18 protein-coding genes are annotated in these 17,756 nt (G+C 58.7%); all 18 read left to right on the top strand.

Going from position 1 to position 17,756, the window contains the following annotated elements:
- Positions 1–26: 26 nt before the first annotated feature.
- The 18 genes from pseB (at position 27) to fliE (ending at position 17,750) form a co-directional block, all read left to right on the top strand.
- Positions 27–1,028 carry a UDP-N-acetylglucosamine 4,6-dehydratase (inverting) gene (gene pseB / locus ACX3YD_RS06945; RefSeq protein WP_458959539.1) on the top strand — a complete coding sequence of 334 codons (1,002 nt, stop codon included), beginning with the start codon at positions 27–29 and terminating at the stop codon, positions 1,026–1,028.
- Positions 1,025–2,182, top strand: coding sequence for a UDP-4-amino-4,6-dideoxy-N-acetyl-beta-L-altrosamine transaminase (pseC, locus tag ACX3YD_RS06950; RefSeq protein ID WP_458959540.1), 1,158 nt, complete (start codon positions 1,025–1,027; stop codon positions 2,180–2,182). The genes pseB and pseC overlap by 4 nt, the downstream gene beginning before the upstream one ends.
- 30 nt (positions 2,183–2,212) lie before the next feature.
- Positions 2,213–2,833 carry a pseudaminic acid biosynthesis-associated methylase gene (locus ACX3YD_RS06955; RefSeq protein WP_458959541.1) on the top strand — a complete coding sequence of 207 codons (621 nt, stop codon included), beginning with the start codon at positions 2,213–2,215 and terminating at the stop codon, positions 2,831–2,833.
- Entirely contained in the window at positions 2,830–3,537 is a 708-nt protein-coding gene (gene pseF, locus ACX3YD_RS06960) for a pseudaminic acid cytidylyltransferase (protein WP_458959542.1), read from the top strand. Before ACX3YD_RS06955 ends, pseF begins: the two co-directional genes overlap by 4 nt.
- A complete protein-coding gene (gene pseG, locus ACX3YD_RS06965; protein ID WP_458959543.1) occupies positions 3,534–5,039 on the top strand; it encodes a UDP-2,4-diacetamido-2,4,6-trideoxy-beta-L-altropyranose hydrolase in 1,506 nt (501 codons plus the stop codon). The genes pseF and pseG overlap by 4 nt, the downstream gene beginning before the upstream one ends.
- Complete coding sequence (gene pseI, locus ACX3YD_RS06970) at positions 5,032–6,084, top strand: pseudaminic acid synthase (protein ID WP_458959544.1); 1,053 nt, start codon at positions 5,032–5,034, stop codon at positions 6,082–6,084. The genes pseG and pseI overlap by 8 nt, the downstream gene beginning before the upstream one ends.
- A 226-nt stretch (positions 6,085–6,310) precedes the next feature.
- Complete coding sequence (locus ACX3YD_RS06975) at positions 6,311–7,237, top strand: ketoacyl-ACP synthase III (RefSeq protein WP_047532022.1); 927 nt, start codon at positions 6,311–6,313, stop codon at positions 7,235–7,237.
- A 91-nt stretch (positions 7,238–7,328) separates the two neighbouring features.
- Positions 7,329–8,621, top strand: a complete 1,293-nt coding sequence (locus ACX3YD_RS06980; protein WP_458959545.1) for a motility associated factor glycosyltransferase family protein — start codon at positions 7,329–7,331, stop codon at positions 8,619–8,621.
- On the top strand, positions 8,618–8,881 hold the full coding sequence (locus tag ACX3YD_RS06985; RefSeq protein WP_458959546.1) for a hypothetical protein: 264 nt from the start codon (positions 8,618–8,620) through the stop codon (positions 8,879–8,881). Before ACX3YD_RS06980 ends, ACX3YD_RS06985 begins: the two co-directional genes overlap by 4 nt.
- A 256-nt stretch (positions 8,882–9,137) precedes the next feature.
- Complete coding sequence (locus tag ACX3YD_RS06990; protein WP_458959547.1) at positions 9,138–9,989, top strand: flagellin domain-containing protein; 852 nt, start codon at positions 9,138–9,140, stop codon at positions 9,987–9,989.
- Positions 9,990–10,063: 74 nt separating this feature from the next.
- Entirely contained in the window at positions 10,064–10,429 is a 366-nt protein-coding gene (locus ACX3YD_RS06995; RefSeq protein WP_458959548.1) for a flagellar protein FlaG, read from the top strand.
- Positions 10,430–10,511: 82 nt separating this feature from the next.
- Entirely contained in the window at positions 10,512–11,945 is a 1,434-nt protein-coding gene (gene fliD / locus ACX3YD_RS07000; RefSeq protein WP_458959549.1) for a flagellar filament capping protein FliD, read from the top strand.
- Positions 11,946–12,074: 129 nt separating this feature from the next.
- A complete protein-coding gene (gene fliS / locus ACX3YD_RS07005; RefSeq protein ID WP_047532010.1) occupies positions 12,075–12,470 on the top strand; it encodes a flagellar export chaperone FliS in 396 nt (131 codons plus the stop codon).
- An 11-nt stretch (positions 12,471–12,481) separates the two neighbouring features.
- On the top strand, positions 12,482–12,778 hold the full coding sequence (locus ACX3YD_RS07010) for a flagellar protein FliT (RefSeq protein ID WP_090464142.1): 297 nt from the start codon (positions 12,482–12,484) through the stop codon (positions 12,776–12,778).
- 172 nt (positions 12,779–12,950) lie between these two features.
- The gene (locus ACX3YD_RS07015) at positions 12,951–14,426 is read left to right on the top strand and encodes a sigma-54 dependent transcriptional regulator (protein ID WP_047532006.1); all 1,476 of its coding nucleotides are present in this window, start codon (positions 12,951–12,953) and stop codon (positions 14,424–14,426) included.
- Between the two features lie 128 nt (positions 14,427–14,554).
- Positions 14,555–15,772 (top strand): sensor histidine kinase, encoded by a 1,218-nt coding sequence (locus ACX3YD_RS07020; protein WP_458960390.1) that lies wholly within the window; start codon positions 14,555–14,557, stop codon positions 15,770–15,772.
- A gap of 5 nt (positions 15,773–15,777) precedes the next feature.
- On the top strand, positions 15,778–17,163 hold the full coding sequence (fleR, locus tag ACX3YD_RS07025; RefSeq protein WP_458959550.1) for a sigma-54-dependent response regulator transcription factor FleR: 1,386 nt from the start codon (positions 15,778–15,780) through the stop codon (positions 17,161–17,163).
- 257 nt (positions 17,164–17,420) lie between these two features.
- Positions 17,421–17,750 carry a flagellar hook-basal body complex protein FliE gene (gene fliE, locus ACX3YD_RS07030; RefSeq protein WP_130203792.1) on the top strand — a complete coding sequence of 110 codons (330 nt, stop codon included), beginning with the start codon at positions 17,421–17,423 and terminating at the stop codon, positions 17,748–17,750.
- Positions 17,751–17,756: the final 6 nt, after the last annotated feature.

Genomic DNA, 17,756 nt, shown 5'->3' on the forward strand with positions numbered 1-17,756 from the left:
GACGTACGGGAAACAGGACTCAAGACATGTTCAACGGTAAATCGATTTTCATCTCGGGCGGCACCGGCTCCTTTGGTCGCAACTTCATCCGTCGTCTATTGGAGCAATACCAGCCCAAGCGCGTGGTGGTGTTCTCCCGGGATGAGCTCAAACAATACGAAATGCAGCAAACGTTCAATGCGCCCTGCATGCGTTACTTCCTCGGTGACGTACGCGACGCCGATCGTTTGCGTCAGGCGATGCGCGGCATCGACTACGTGGTGCACGCGGCGGCGCTCAAGCAGGTGCCGGCGGCGGAGTACAACCCGACCGAATGCATTCGCACCAACGTCAATGGCGCGGAGAACATCATCGCCGCGGCCATCGACAACGGCGTGAAGAAAGTCGTGGCGCTGTCGACCGACAAGGCGGCGAGCCCGATCAACCTGTACGGCGCAACCAAGTTGCTGTCGGACAAACTGTTTGTCGCCGCCAACAACATCGCCGGTGAGCAACAGACGCGTTTTTCCGTGGTTCGCTACGGTAATGTGGCCGGCTCGCGTGGGTCGGTGGTGCCGTTCTTCAGCAAGCTGATCAACGAGGGCGCCAAAGAGCTGCCAATCACTGACGAGCGCATGACCCGGTTCTGGATCACGCTTGATCACGGCGTGCAGTTCGTCCTCGACAGCTTTGCGCGGATGCATGGCGGCGAAGTGTTCGTGCCGAAGATCCCGTCGATCCGCATCGTCGATCTGGCCTTGGGCATGGCTGAGCACCTGCCGCACAAAAACGTCGGGATTCGTCCGGGGGAAAAACTCCATGAGTTGATGGTGCCGCTGGACGATGCGCGGATGACGCTGGAGTTCAAGGACCACTACACCATCCAGCCATCGATTCGCTTCACCAGCGTCGATGTCGACTTCGCCGTCGACAAAATCGGCGAGCGCGGCTACCCGGTGAGCGAAGACTTCGAATACCGTTCCGACACCAACCCGCATTACCTGTCGGTCGGGCAGATCGCCGACCTGCACGCGAAGCTGTCGGCATGATTCCGTATGGTCGGCAAAGCCTTGATCAGGCGGACATCGACGCGGTGGTCGAGGTGTTGCAGTCCGACTGGCTGACCCAGGGCCCGACCATCGAGCGTTTCGAGCGGGCGATGGCCGAACGTTGCCAGGCCGATTTCGCGGTGGCGGTGTGCAACGCCACGGCGGCGTTGCACATTGCCTGTCTGGCGGCCGGGCTCGGGCCGGGGGATCGCTTGTGGACGACGCCCAACACCTTTCTGGCCTCGGCCAACTGCGGCCGTTACTGCGGCGCCGACGTCGACTTCGTGGACATCGATCCGCTGACCTGGAACCTCGATGCCTTCGCCCTCGAAGCGAAACTCGATCAGGCCGAGCACGACGGTACGCTGCCCAAAGTGCTGGTGGCCGTGGCGTTCTCCGGGCAGAGCTGCGACATGCGCCGCATCGCCGAACTGGCCGAGCGTTATGGCTTTACGGTCATCGAAGATGCATCCCACGCGGTCGGAGCGTCCTATGCCGGTCGTCCGGTAGGTTGCGGTGAGTTTGCGGCGATGACGGTGTTCAGTTTCCATCCGGTGAAGATCATCACCAGCGCCGAAGGCGGGATGGTGCTGACCAACCGCCCGGACCTCGCCGAGCGCCTGCAACGCTTGCGTAGCCACGGTATGACCCGGGATCCTGCGCAGATGACCGAGCCCAGCCACGGCCCCTGGTACTACCAACAGGTCGAGCTGGGTTTCAACTATCGCATCACCGATCTGCAAGCTGCCCTGGGGTTGTCGCAGTTGGGCAAGCTTAATGCGTTCGTCGCGCGTCGGCGTGAGCTGGCGGTGCGTTATGACCGGTTGCTGGCGGACCTGCCGCTGACATTGCCCGGTGCACAGGCAGACGCTGAATCGGCGTGGCATCTGTACGTGGTGCGTCTGCAACTCGACCGAATCAAGCTCAGCCATCGACAGGTGTTCGAAGGGTTGCGGGCCGCCGGGGTGGGGGTGAATCTGCATTACATCCCGGTGCATTTGCAGCCGTACTATCGGGACCTGGGTTTCCTTGAAGGTGACTTCCCGCAGGCCGAACGTTACTACGCAGAAGCGATCAGCCTGCCGTTGTTTCCGTTGCTGACTGATGAACAACAGGACGCTGTGGTCGCGCAACTGCGACAGCTGACCGAGTAACTGCCGCACAGCGGCTAATGGAAATGTGTAATGCGTGAACTGAGCGAACAGGAAAAATTCTGGCAAGGCGACTTTGGCAATCAGTACGTCGGGCGTAACGTTGGGCAACCGCTCGTCGCGGCCAACCTGGCGTTGTTTGCCAAGGCGTTGATGCGGGCAGGTCGTATTGAAAGTCTGTTGGAACTTGGGACCAATGCCGGGAACAATTTACAGGCATTGCACCAGTTGTTGCCGCAATGTGAATTGTTCGGTGTCGAGATCAACGCCAGCGCCTGCGCTGAGGCCCAGGCGCTGGGCATAGGGCAGATCTGGCACGGCTCGCTGTTCGATTTTCCCCGCGAGCGCAGCTTCGACCTGACCCTGAGCAAGGGCGTGCTGATTCACCTGGCTCCGCATCTGTTGCCGGTGGCTTATGAGCAGCTCTATGAATTGAGCCAGCGCTACATACTGATCGCCGAGTATTACAATCCCTCGGCGGTTGAAGTCTTGTATCGAGGCAACAGCGGCAAGTTGTTCAAGCGTGATTTTGCTGGCGAAATGCTCGACCGTTATGACGACCTGCAACTGCTCGATTACGGTTTCGGCTACCACCGCGATCGACAATTTCCGTTGGACGATATCACCTGGTTTCTTCTGGAAAAACGCTCTTGAACAGCGTCGCGATCATCCCGGCTCGCGGTGGCAGCAAACGCATACCGCGCAAGAACCTCAAGCCGTTCGACGGCGTGCCTATGATTGCCCGCTCAATTCAGACTGCCATTGATTCGGGATTGTTCTGCGAGGTGGTGGTCAGTACCGACGACGAAGAAATCGCCGAACTGGCGCGCACGCAGGGTGCTCGGGTGCCGTTCATCCGCCCGGCCGCCCTGGCCGACGATTTCACCGGCACCGCTGCGGTGATTGCCCATGCGCTGCGAACCCTAAGTGAGCAAGGCGACCTGTTTGATTATGCCTGCTGCATTTATGCCACGGCGCCACTGTTGCAGGCGCGCTTTCTCCAGCAAGGTCTGCAGTTGCTGGAGGAGCATCCGGACAAATCCTTCGCGTTTTCCGTGTGCGACTTCGGCTTTCCCGTGCAGCGAGCCCTTACGGTTGACGAGCAGGGCGCCCTGGCCGCGCTTTATCCGGAGTTTCGGGACACCCGCTCACAGGATTTGCCCGTGGCGTATCAAGACGCCGGGCAGTTCTATTGGGGACACAGCAAGGCCTGGTTGAACGGTGAGGTGCTTTATTCACCGGCAAGCCTGCCAGTCATCCTGCCGCGTTATCTGGTTCAGGACATCGACACGCCTGAGGACTGGAAGCGCGCCGAATACCTCTACGCCGCGCTCAAGGCTGGCGGAGAACTGCAGTGAGAGTGCTGATCCGTGCCGATGCCTCGCCGACCATTGGCAGTGGCCATGTCGCCCGTTGTCTGACGCTGGCGCGAGTGTTGCGCGCGCAGGGCAGTCACGTTGCGTTTGCCTGTCGGCGTCTACCGGGGCACCGCCTCGACGCGCTGAATGCCGAAGGTTTCGAGACCTTTGCGCTGCCAGATCACTACCCCGCTGAAGACCCGCAGCAAGCCATCGAATCGATGCTGCCGTGGCAGGCAGATATCGATGCACTGGCATTGCGGCTGGAGGGGCACGCCGGCTTCGACTGGATCATCGCCGACCATTATGGCCTTGACCATCACTGGCAGACCGCCGCCCGACGCTGGGCGCCACGTATCGCGGCGGTGGATGACCTCGCCACGCGGTGCTACAGCGTCGATTTGTTACTCAATCAGAACCTGTCCGGCCTTACCGCAGACTATGCGCCGCTGCTACCCGAAGGTTGCCGCCTGCTGCTCGGGCCGCGCTACGCCATGCTGCGTGAAGAGTTCAATTGCCCGGCCATTGAGATCAAGCCCAGAGCGCGACGGGTGCTGGTGAACTTCGGTGGTTTCGATGCAGCCATGCAAACCCATCATGCGATGCTGGCGCTGGCTGATTTCACGGAACTGGAGGTGGATTTCGTCGCCGGTGCCGAAAACCCGGCGTGGGCGCAAATGCAGGCATTGGCCGAAACACGACCGAATTGGCGCTTGCACAGTTTTGTCAGTGATTTTCACCGCCGCATGACCGAGGCCGATCTGTTTATCGGCGCTGGCGGTGGCACCAGTTGGGAGCGTGCGGCCCTGGGCCTGCCGACCCTTTGCATCGCAGTCTCGAACAACCAGCAGGCCAACGGTGAAGTGATGGCAGCGGCAGGGGCGCATGTGTTTATGGGGGCCTGTGAGCAGGTTGGTGTCGAGCAGTTGCGCAATGCCATCGGCTTTGTCGTCGACAATTTTTATCTGCGTCAAAGCCTGGCCGAGCGTTCGCGGCAGCTGGTTGATGGGCGCGGTGCGTTGCGGGTAGCGGCGGCGCTGGCCGGTGCGGTGCTCAAACTGCGGATGGCGACTCAGGACGATGCGCAGTTGTTGTTCGATGGACGCAATGCCGAGGCGGTACGCTGCTGGTCGTTGGACCGCGGCGTGATCGAATGGCCGCAGCATCTGAACTGGCTGAAGGCAAGTCTGCGCAATCCGCAGCGACTGTTGTTGATCGCCGAGGCTGACGATGGCCCGGTGGGGGTCTTGCGCTATGACGTGCGCGGCTTTGAGGCCGAAGTGTCGATTTATCTGCTTGAAGGGCGTTTCGGTCTCGGCTGGGGCAGGGCGCTGCTGGCGGGTGGTGACGCGTTCGTCAGCGCACACTGGCCGCAATTACGCGCAATCACGGCTCAGGTCCTGCCGAACAATCGTCCCTCTTTGAATGTGTTTCGTGACGCCGGATTCACCCAGAGTGACTGTGTGTTCACCAAAATTTTGAAGGATCATCGCGATGAGTAGTTTCAAGATTGGCGACCGCCTGATTGGTGCCGAGGCGCCGCCCTTCATCATTGCCGAGATGAGCGGCAACCATAATCAGTCGCTGGACACCGCCCTGCAAATCGTCGAAGCCGCCGCCCGGGCCGGTGCCCATGCATTGAAACTGCAAACCTACACCGCCGAGACCATGACTCTGGACCTGGCCGAGGGCGAGTTTTTCATCAAGGACCCGAACAGTCTGTGGGCCGGCACTTCGCTGTACGATTTGTACGAGAAGGCCCACACCCCGTGGGAATGGCATGCGCCGATTTTCGCCCGGGCCAGGGAGCTGGGGATGCTCGCGTTCTCGACGCCGTTCGATGACACGGCCGTGGACTTTCTCGAAAGCCTCGACGTACCGGCCTACAAGATCGCCAGTTTCGAAAACACCGACCTGCCGTTGATCCGCCGCGTGGCCGCGACTGGAAAACCGCTGATCATTTCCACCGGCATGGCCAGCATCGCCGAGCTCGATCAAACCGTACGCGCAGCCCGCGAAGCCGGCTGCAAGGATCTGGTGTTGCTCAAGTGCACCAGCACCTATCCGGCGACGCCGCTCAACAGCAATGTGCGGACGATCCCGCATCTGCGTGAGCTGTTTGGTTGTGAAGTAGGGTTGTCCGACCACTCGATGGGTGTCGGCGTATCCGTAGCCGCTGTGGCGCTCGGGGCAACAGTGGTGGAAAAACACTTCACTCTGGACCGCGGCGCGGGTGGGGTGGACGCCAGTTTTTCCCTGGAACCGTTGGAGCTGGCCAGTCTGGTGGTGGAAACCGAGCGCGCCTGGCAGGCCATGGGGCAGGTGCATTACGGCGTCACCGAGGCCGAGCGCAAGTCGCTGGTTTACCGCCGTTCGCTGTACGTCACTGCCGACATGGCCGCTGGCGAGCCCTTCACCCCGGCCAATCTGCGCGCCATTCGCCCCGGTCTCGGTTTGCCGCCCAAGCACACCGATTCCATTCTCGGTCGCCATGCTGGTCGGGCGATCAAGCGCGGTACACCGCTGGACTGGTCGTTGGTCGAATAACCCGATCTGCAACCGATTCGGCAAAATAGCGTGACCTGCGAGTCATAACGCGCATCTTCACTGTATTGTATTGACCGGGGAGATGGCGCCTGGCCCGTTATCGGTTCCAGTGATAGCTCTTTGCGATCCCCGTGGCTGCCTGTCGGGGCGGCCATTTTTGGTATGTCGGCGCCCCTCGAATCCTTGCGAGCGGTGGTATTGGGCTGTTTTTTATTGGGAAGCCGTAATGATTGGCATAAAAAGCATTGCGAGCTACGTTCCTGTAGCCGGCGTGGACAATTACGCACAAGGTGCAAAATTCGGGAAGGATGAAGAATTCATCCTCGGAAAGATCGGGTCGGCGTTCCTGCCGCGCAAAGATGCTGATCAGGAAACCTCCGATCTGTGTGTGGAAGCGGCCAACGCGCTGTTTGCCAGCAACCCTGAACTGAAACGCGAGTCCATCGACGTGCTGATCGTCGTTACCCAGAACGGTGACGAAGAAGGCCTGCCGCATACCGCAGCGATCGTCCAGGACAAACTCGGCCTGTCGACCAATGTTGCGGCGTTCGACATCTCCCTGGGTTGTTCCGGTTACGTCTACGGCATTTACGCGATCAAGGGCTTCATGGAAGCTGCGGGCCTGAAGAATGGCCTGCTGATCACTGCTGACCCGTATTCGAAAATCGTCGACCCGGAAGATCGCAATACCACCATGCTCTTTGGCGATGCCGCGACGGCCACCTGGATGGGTGAAGACCCGGTCTGGGCACTGGGCAAGGCCAAGTTCGGCACCGACGGTTCCGGCGCGCCGCACCTGAAGGTCACTGATGGCGTGTTCTTCATGAACGGTCGTCAGGTGTTCAACTTTGCGCTGCTCAAAGTTCCGGCACATTTGCATGAGCTGCTCGACGACTCCGGTCTCAAGGCCGATGACATCGATGCGTTCTGCATTCACCAGGGCAGTGCGGCGATCGTCGATGCCGTGGCGCGGCGCTTCGAAGGCGAGCCAGAGAAGTTCATCAAGGACATGGTCGAGACCGGCAACACCGTTTCGTCGAGCATTCCCTTGCTGCTGGAGAAACACGCCCTCAGCGCTGAATGGCAGCGCGTGGCGATCAGCGGTTTTGGTGTTGGCCTGTCGTGGGGGTCGGCGATTATCTATCGTCCTTGACCCCGCGCTTTATCGGTAAATCGCGGCACAAAATAGCGCCCAGGGTGTAACCTTGAGCGCTATTTTTTTGCCCGAATCACAGCGAGACGCCATGAGCGAGCTTTTTCAATTGAATGTCGAAGTCATCCAGCGTCGCTGGCCGGCGGTGGCTGCACGTTTGTTGGCGGAAGATCCTTCTTCGTTGCAGGCCGATCTGGTGGAAGGACTGGGCTCGACGTTGAGCATCAACGGCATTCAGTTGACCAGCCGTCATGACCGGACTCGCGAGGCTCAAGTCCAGGCCGCGAGTCTGGCTGATGACAGTCCTGTATTGCATGTCTATGGCACGGGGCTGGGTGATTTGCAGTTGGAGTTGTTGAATCGTCCGCAGCTCCAGCAGTTGCATGTGCATCTGCTCAACGGCGCAGTGTTTGCGTGGGTGCTGCAATTGCTCGATCAGCAACCGTGGCTCTGTGATTCGCGAGTCCAGTTGCATTACAGCGGAGACTTCGCGGAAATCTGCCTGCCGTTTTTCGCCTTGCCATCGGAATTAGTATTGGCTGATGACTACAACGCCAAGATTCGCGACCGCTTGATCAGCGAAACGCACTTGACGTTCAACAACCGTGAATTCGATCCGCAATCGCCGGAGATCGTCGAGCGTCTGCTGGCCAGTCAGGCGCTGGTAAAGGGCGACGCCGATGTGGCCGAACTCTTCGGTTCAAGTGTGGGGCGCGAGGCGTTTGTGATCGCCACCGGCCCAAGCCTGGAGCAGCATTTCGAGCGCCTGCGGGCGATTCGTGAGCAGCCTGAACGACCGCTGTTCATTTGTGTCGACACGGCGTTCCGGCCATTGCTGGGGCACGGTATCCGGCCTGACATTGTTGTCACCATTGACCAGCGTATTTCGTCGAGGCACTTGCCGCCTGCCGATACGGAGGCGATCAAACTGGTGTATATGCCGATGGTCGATCCGTCCGTGCTCGAAGCCTGGCAGGGGGCGCGTCATGTCGCGTACTCGGCAAGTCCCATCTACCAATCCATGCGCCAGAAATTTCCCAAGGCTCAGCTTTACAGTGGAGGCAGTGTGATTCATCCCGCAGTGGATCTGGCAGTGAAGGCAGGGGCGGTGCAAATTACTCTGTTCGGCGCCGATTTCGCATTTCCCGGCGACAAGACTCATGCAGGCTGGGGAGACGGAGATCTGGGGCCGCAACTCGGCGCGGCGAAGCACTGGGTGCTTGATGGGCATGGCCGGAGAATCAAGACTCAACTCAATTTCCGTAGCTATCTGTGCGAACTGGAGCGTTACATCGCCGGGCATTCGCATCTGCGTTTCTACAACAGCAGTCGGGCGGGCGCGATGATCGCTGGAACGGCTTTTCATCCGGAGTTGACGGTATGACGGAGTTGTTTGTCGCTCGGGCGCAACAATGTGCTACGAAATTTCGGCTGGGCCATGATGTGGAAGCGGGGCTGATCATGATTGATCTGGCCGGGGAGTTGCAGCCTTGCTTTGATCGGGCATCGTTGGAAGCCAGGCAACAGTGGCTGCATGTTCTCGGTTTGATGCTTCAGTGTCAGGAAGTGCAAAACTGGTTGGCGCTCGCGGACTATCTCGAGTACGAACTGGTTCAGTTGATCTCCGACAGTCTGTCGTTTTAAGCCATTCTCCCTTGCGCCGGTCGCGACGAGTTCTCGTTGTTAAGTTGCTGGCGTATTCCTGACGTCATTTTTTTCGCTGTTCTGGTGCTGCCAAGTCCTTGGTTTACGGGGGGGTGGCAACCTGATGGCAAAATTTTTCGAAAATCCCCTAAAGCAAGTTGCAATCCCGACGATAACTATTACGAAGGTTCTCTAGGCCATACCCGGCGGTTGCCAGGGCCGGAAGCCGCAGTACCCAACCAACGAGGAATTCGTCATGGCTTTAACAGTAAACACTAACGTTACATCGTTGAACGTTCAGAAAAACCTGAACCGCGCTTCCGACGCTCTGTCGACTTCGATGACTCGCCTGTCTTCCGGCCTGAAAATCAACAGCGCTAAAGACGACGCCGCCGGCCTGCAAATCGCTACCCGTATGACTTCGCAGATCCGTGGTCAGACCATGGCGATCAAAAACGCCAACGACGGTATCTCGATCGCTCAGACCGCTGAAGGCGCGATGCAAGAATCGACCAACATTCTGCAGCGTATGCGTGAACTGGCTGTTCAAGCACGAAACGACTCCAACGGTACTGATGACCGTGCCGCTCTGAACAAAGAATTCGCGACCATGTCGGACGAGCTGACTCGTATCGCCAAGTCGACCAACCTGAACGGTAAAAACCTGATCGACGGTACCGCTGGCACCATGACCTTCCAGGTCGGTTCCAACACCGGTTCTACCAACCAGATCACCATCACCCTGGCAAGCGGCTTCGACGCTGCTACCTTGAGCGTAGGTTCCGCAACTATCGCTGTTACTGGTACTGACAGCACTACCGCTGAAGCCAGCACCAAAGCCGCCATCGACGCAATCGACAAGGCTCTGAAAACCATCAACTCCAGCCGTGCGGACCTCGGTGCTGCCCAGAACCGTCTGACCAGCACCATCTCCAACCTGCAGAACATCAACGAAAACGCCAGTGCTGCACTGGGTCGCGTACAAGATACCGACTTCGCTGCTGAGACTGCACAGCTGACCAAGCAACAAACTCTGCAACAAGCTTCCACCGCAGTTCTGGCTCAGGCCAACCAACTGCCATCCGCTGTACTGAAGCTGCTTCAGTAATCGCCGATGATTTTTGGCGGGGGGGTGCGCTTGTCGCGCTCTCTCGCTTTTTACTTTTTTAAGAGGTGACGGACATGGATATGAGCGCCAAGCTGAACTTGTCTTATCCTGCGGCCAGGCAGGCGACGACGGTTGCCGAAAAGCCTGCGGAAACGCCTCGCCCGGTGGTTGCCCAGGTAACCGCTGACAAGGAAGAAAGTAAAAGCGTTCCGACCGATCAGGAAAAACTGAAGATGGCCGTACAGGAAATCGAAAAGTTTGTGCAGTCGGTCAAGCGCAATCTGGAGTTCTCGATCGATGAGCCTTCAGGCAAGGTAGTTGTCAAAGTCATTGCCAGTGATTCGGGTGAGGTGATCCGTCAGATCCCCAACGAAGAAGTCTTGAAGCTGGCAAACAGTTTGAATGATGCAAGCAGCCTGTTGTTCAGCACGAAGGTCTGACAGCTGGCACGAATTTTGTTGCTATGTTCTTTTGGGCGTTGTAGTGGTCAAAAGGCCGGCGACACACTGAAGGGAGTTCCACATGGCAAGTCCAATTCTACCGGGAACGGGTCTGGGTTCCGGTCTTAATATCGGTTCGATCGTCACAGCCTTGGTAGACGCTGACAAAGCGGCCAAGCAAGGTCAAATTGACCGTGGGACTAAGACCAACACCGCGAGCATTTCCGGTATTGGTACCCTGAAGTCCTTGATGGCGGCTTTCACTAAAACCCTGACTGATCTGGGCAGCACAACGAACCCTCAGTTTCCAGGGTACGCAGCGACCACGTCTGACGCGAAAATTCTAGGCGCTACCGCCAGCAACAGTGCGGTAAGCGGTAACTACGTTGTCAACGTGAAGAACCTTGCGACCGCCTCCAAGGTCACCAGCGCTGCGTTCTCCGGTGGCAGCACCAGCGCGATCACAGCGGGCACGTTGAGCATTAAGCAGGGCACCGGCAGCACTTATAATGTCGACATCAAGCCCGGCGCGACTTTGCAGTCGGTGCGCGACTCGATCAACGCCGATACCTCGCTGAAATTGGCTGGCATCAGCGCCAACATCGTCACCGACTCCTTCGGTTCTCGTCTGGTGTTGGGCTCCACCACCACTGGCGCAGGTTCGGATATTTCTGTCACTGGCATTCCCGAGCTGGCGATTAATGGCGGCACAGTCGTGGGGACTGACAGTTCTCCGATGACGGCTGCTTCGGCAGGTTCCATCGGCGCACTGGCGATCGACGCCAGCTTCACGATCGATGGCATGGCGCTGACCAGCAACAGCAATACAGTCGACAAGGCTGTTTCCGGACTCACTTTGAGCCTGGTGGCCACTGGCACTTCGACGGTCACTGTCGCCAGTAACAACGATGGATTGAAGACCTCGATCCAGAAGTTCGTTGATGCCTACAACGCGCTCGCCAACGGCATCACATCGCTGACCAAGCCTTCGCTCGATGCTGACGGCAAGTTGACGGTTTCGGCGGCACTGACAGGCGATGCATTGCCGCGTTCGATTCTGTCGGCAATTCGTAACCCTCTGTCGGAAACAGGTGCCGGCGACAAGCTGACCGTTCTGGCGCAATTGGGTATCACCACTGATCAGAAAACCGGTGCACTCAACTTTGACAGCACCAAGTTCAGCGCCGCGATGAACGACAAAAAACTGGGCGGTGAAGTCCAGAAGATGTTTGTCGGCGATTCAGGCAGCGACAATGGCCTCCTCAAGCGCATGCAGAAAGCGCTTTCACCTTTTTCTGATACCGGTGGTGTCCTTGATCAGCGCACCACCAGCCTGAATAAGACCAAGACCAAGCTGACCAACGATCAAGCCGCCCTTGATCGTCGCGTCGAGACCTTGACCGCTGTACTGACCAAAAAGTACAACGACATGGATACTTTGGTCGGCAAGCTGAAGGCCACCGCCAGCAATATCACTTCGATGTTCGACGCGTTGACTGCTCAGCAGAAGGGCTAAGGCCTAAAAGCGCCAAAAGCCCGGCAGCGTTTTTCCACGCTCCGGGCTTTTGGCATTTTAATCTAAAGTTTTTTGACGCGTCGTCGATACACTCGATATGCGAATCACAGAAATCTGATGAGGTAGAACATGAATCCGATGTTAGCCCTTCGCCAATACCAGAAGATCGGCGCCCAGGCCCAGACTTCCGAAGCCAGTCCGCACCGCCTGGTGCAGATGCTGATGGAGGGCGGGCTGGATCGTATCGCCCAGGCCAAAGGCGCGATGGAGCGCAAGGACATCCCGAACAAGGGCATCCTGATCGGCAAGGCCATTGGCATTATTGGCGGTTTGCTCGAAGGACTCGATCTGGACAATCAGTCCGATACCGTGGGGGAACTGGCCAATCTGTACGAATACATGATGAAGCGCCTGACCGAAGCTAACGCCAAGACCGATCCGAAGATCCTCGACGAAGTCGCGGACCTGCTGCGTACGGTCAAAGAAGGTTGGGATGCCATCGGCACGCCGGCTCCACAGTTCTGAAGGAGATCGCCATGAGTCTTGTACTGCAGCGAATTGAAGAAACCCGCGACGCTCTGGTCGATGCTCTGGCCGAGCGCAACTGGGAGGCTATAGGCGAGTTGGATCTGGCTTGCCGTTCCTGCATGGAAGACGTCATGAGTGAGGCCGCGGTGGACGAGGTCGCGTTGCGCGACAACCTTGAGGAACTGCTCGGGGTTTACAAGCAATTGCTCGATGCGGCCACCGGGGAACGTCAGGCGATAGTCGATGAGATGTCGCAGATCACCCAAGCGCAAAACGCGGCAAAGGTTTACCATCTGTTTGGATAATTAATCCCCGGTTAATCCAGACATGTGCGCCATAAATTTGACTGTGCACGGTTTTTTGACTTAACTAGTGGCTGTTTTCAGATTTCAGGCGTCTACAGGCACATGGTGTCCTGCAAGCGTCTCGCTTGCCCCTTATTTCGGGCATTGAGTTGACTAGGGAAGTTGCTATTGCATGTGGCGTGAAACCAAAATTCTGCTGATTGATGACGATAGCGTCCGCCGCCGCGACTTGGCGGTGATTCTAAATTTTCTCGGTGAAGAAAATTTACCCTGCGGTAGCCATGACTGGCAGCAGGCTGTCGGTTCGTTGGCATCCAGTCGTGAAGTAATCTGCGTCCTCATCGGGACGGTCAATGCTCCAGGCGCGCTTCTGAGTCTGTTAAAGACACTCTCCACCTGGGATGAGTTCCTTCCGGTTTTGTTGATGGGCGATAATTCTTCCGTTGACCTGCCGGAAGACCAGCGTCGCCGAGTGCTTTCGACCCTGGAAATGCCTCCCAGCTACAGCAAGTTGCTCGATTCCCTGCACCGTGCCCAGGTCTATCGTGAGATGTACGACCAGGCCCGTGAGCGCGGTCGTCACCGCGAGCCCAATCTTTTCCGTAGCCTCGTCGGCACCAGCCGGGCGATTCAACATGTCCGTCAGATGATGCAGCAAGTCGCCGATACCGATGCCAGCGTGCTGATCCTCGGTGAGTCGGGGACTGGCAAGGAAGTGGTTGCGCGTAACCTGCATTACCACTCCAAACGCCGTGATGCGCCGTTCGTACCGGTCAACTGCGGGGCAATCCCCGCGGAGCTGCTGGAAAGCGAATTGTTCGGCCATGAGAAGGGCGCCTTTACCGGTGCGATCACCAGCCGTGCCGGGCGTTTCGAACTGGCCAATGGCGGCACCCTGTTCCTCGACGAAATCGGCGACATGCCGTTGCCGATGCAGGTCAAATTGTTGCGTGTGTTGCAGGAGCGCACTTTCGAGCGCGTGGGCAGCAACAAGACCCAGAGCGTCGATGTGCGCATCATCGCGGCCACTCACAAGAATCTCGAAAGCATGATCGAGATCGGCACCTTCCGCGAAGACCTGTACTACCGCCTGAATGTGTTCCCGATCGAGATGGCGCCGTTGCGCGAGCGCGTCGAGGACATTCCGCTGCTGATGAACGAGTTGATCTCGCGCATGGAGCACGAAAAGCGGGGTTCGATCCGTTTCAACTCGGCGGCAATCATGTCGCTGTGCCGTCACGGCTGGCCGGGTAACGTCCGCGAGCTGGCGAACCTGGTGGAGCGCATGGCGATCATGCATCCGTACGGCGTGATCGGCGTGGTCGAATTGCCGAAAAAATTCCGCTACGTTGACGACGAAGACGAGCAGTTGGTCGACAGCCTGCGCACTGACCTGGAAGAGCGCGTGGCCATCAACGGCCATACGCCCGACTTCAGTGCCAATGCCATGCTGCCGCCGGAAGGCCTGGACCTGAAGGATTACCTCGGTGGTCTGGAGCAAGGCTTGATTCAGCAGGCCCTGGACGATGCCAACGGCATTGTCGCGCGAGCTGCCGAACGCCTGAGAATCCGTCGGACCACCCTGGTGGAGAAGATGCGCAAGTACGGTATGAGTCGTCGTGACGGTGATGAACAGGCGGATGATTGACGCCTGTTTTTCAACTCCTTCATTTATAGGCGGTTTTTTTTCGGCACGGGTATTGCTACATCCCTCGCAACGTTCCGTTTCACTGACGGTCAGCCAAGCGAGAGAGCACGATGCCCCAAGCCGCCCAGATGTCTCCTGTCTCAGATGCTTTTGGGAATACCCTGGGGCAACCGTCGTCGGTAGAGCAGGCAAGCCGGCAGGGTCTTGAGCAGGCTTTTGCCCTGTTCAACCAAATGTCGAGCCAGTTGACCGACTCCTACAGCATGCTCGAGGCCCGGGTCACTGAACTCAAGGGTGAGCTGGCAGTGGTCAGTGCCCAGCGCATGCAGGAGTTGGCGGAAAAAGAACGCCTGGCCAACCGTCTGCAAAACCTCCTCGATCTGTTACCCGGCGGTGTCATTGTCATTGATGGCCTGGGCATCGTGCGCGAGGCCAATCCGGCGGCTTGCGAATTGCTTGGGCTGCCTCTTGAGGGTGAGCTGTGGCGGCATGTCATTGCCCGTTGCTTTGCCCCCCGTGAAGACGACGGCCATGAAGTGTCCCTCAAGGACGGTCGGCGTTTGTCGATTGCCACGCGCTCGCTGGATGCAGAACCCGGTCAGTTGGTGTTGCTCAACGACCTGACTGAAACCCGTCATTTGCAAGATCAACTGGCCCGCCACGAACGCCTGTCGTCCCTGGGGCGAATGGTCGCGTCGCTGGCTCATCAGATTCGTACGCCATTGTCTGCCGCGTTGCTGTATGCAAGCCATTTGACCGAGCAGGCGTTGCCGGTCGAGACCCAGCAGCGTTTCGCCGGGCGACTCAAGGAGCGCCTGCATGAGCTGGAGCACCAGGTGCGCGATATGCTGGTGTTTGCCCGCGGCGAGCTGCCCTTGACCGATCGTGTAACCCCCAGGCAACTGATGCAGTCGCTGCAAGCGGCCGCGTTGACCCATGTGCAAGACCTGCCGATCCGCTGGCAGTGTGACAGCCATGTCGGCGAGTTGCTGTGCAGTCGCGACACCCTGGTCGGGGCCATTCTCAATCTCATCGAAAACGCCATTCAGGCCAGCGGCGGTCATGTCCGTCTGAAGGTTCATCTGTACACCCGCGAAAACACTCTGCGCCTGTGTGTCAGCGATAGCGGCAGCGGTATCGACGACGCCGTGCTGGCGCGTTTGGGTGAGCCGTTTTTTACCACGAAATCCACCGGGACCGGCCTGGGCCTGACGGTGGTCAAGGCGGTTGCGCGTGCCCATCAGGGCGAGTTGCAGTTGCGCTCGCGGCTGGGGCGCGGCACTTGCGCGCAGGTGAGCCTGCCGCTGTTTTTCGGTGAAAAAACCAGCGCTCAGAGAGCCGAGTAAAGGTCATGGGTATCAAGGTTCTACTGGTCGAGGATGACCGCGCACTACGCGAAGCACTGGCTGACACGCTGTTGCTCGCCGGACACGATTACAAAGCCGTCGGTTCGGCGGAAGAAGCATTGGCCGCCGTGGGGGGCGAGGCGTTCAGCCTGGTGATCAGCGACGTCAATATGCCGGGCATGGATGGCCATCAATTGCTCGGCTTGCTGCGCGTGCGTCAGCCGCAATTGCCGGTGTTGCTGATGACCGCGCACGGTGCCGTGGAGCGGGCAGTCGATGCGATGCGCCAGGGTGCTGCGGATTATCTGGTCAAGCCGTTCGAGCCCAAGGCCTTGCTCGATCTGGTGGCCCGGCATGCCTTGGGCAGTCTGGGCGCGCCGGAGAACGAAGGGCCTGTCGCGTTCGAACCGGCCAGTGCGCAGTTGCTCGAACTGGCTGCGCGGGTCGCGCGCAGCGACTCCACGGTGCTGATTTCCGGTGAATCGGGGACGGGGAAAGAAGTGCTGGCACGCTATATTCATCAGCATTCTCATCGCGCCAGCCAGCCGTTCATTGCGATCAACTGTGCGGCGATCCCCGACAACATGCTGGAGGCCACGCTGTTCGGTCACGAAAAAGGTTCGTTTACCGGTGCCATAGCGGCGCAAGCCGGCAAGTTCGAGCAGGCCGATGGCGGGACTATCCTGCTCGACGAAATTTCCGAGATGCCCCTGGGGCTTCAGGCGAAATTGCTGCGTGTGCTGCAAGAGCGCGAGGTTGAGCGAGTCGGCGCACGCAAGCCGATCACCCTGGACATTCGTGTCGTCGCCACCACTAACCGTGATCTGGCCGGGGAAGTGGCGGCGGGGCGTTTCCGTGAAGACCTTTATTATCGCCTGTCGGTGTTTCCGCTGGCCTGGCGTCCGTTGCGTGAGCGCCCCGCCGACATCCTGCCGCTGGCCGAGCGTCTTCTGGCCAAGCACGTCAATAAAATGAAGCATGCCGTGGCGCGACTGTCCCCCGAGGCGCAGGCTTGCCTGGTCGGTTATCCGTGGCCGGGTAATGTGCGTGAGCTGGATAACGCGATCCAGCGTGCTCTGATCCTGCAGCAAGGTGGCTTGATTCAGCCTCAGGATTTCTGTCTGAGCGGCCCGGTCGCCTGCGCGCCCCTGCCGGCCTTGGCGTCGGTGCCCGTGAGGGCAGTGGAGGTCGAAGCCGAAACGGGCGGAGCGCTGGGGGATGACCTGCGCCGCCGTGAGTTCCAGATGATTATCGACACGCTGCGTACCGAGCGTGGCAGGCGCAAGGAGGCGGCTGAGCGGCTGGGCATCAGTCCGCGTACCTTGCGCTACAAATTGGCGCAAATGCGCGATGCGGGAATGGACGTGGAAGCCTGTTTGTTCGCCACCTGACGCAGTTCCTGTAGGAGCGAGCCTGCTCGCGATGGTCGTTAACGATTACTCGGGGTTTCAGGATAAACGCGGTGCTCTTGAGATCATCGCGAGCAGGCTCGCTCCTACAGGACGAAGTTCGGATTAGGGTCGGGGATGGCTTTTGTTGGGCGCAGCCACGGAGCTGGCACCCTTGTTGCTAACACCTCATTACCCGCCGAGTGAGTGTCAAAAAAATTGCGGGACGCCAACGACGTAGTTCGTCAAAGAGAGAAGTCATGAGCCAAGGTATTGAATTCAACCGATTGATGCTGGATATGCGCGCCATGCAAATGGATGCCATGTCTGCGCCGAAGTCGTCTGCCGCAGTCCCTGAACTGAGTGGCACCAGCTTTTCCGACATGCTCGGTCAGGCTGTCAATAAAGTGAACGACACCCAGCAGGCTTCCACTCAATTGGCCAACGCCTTCGAGATTGGCAAGAGCGGCGTCGACCTTACCGACGTGATGATTTCCTCGCAAAAGGCCAGCGTGTCTTTTCAAGCGTTGACCCAAGTGCGTAACAAGCTGGTTCAGGCTTACCAAGACATCATGCAGATGCCGGTTTAAGGACGA

The sequence above is a fragment of the Pseudomonas fluorescens group sp. PF-1 genome (assembly GCF_054481335.1).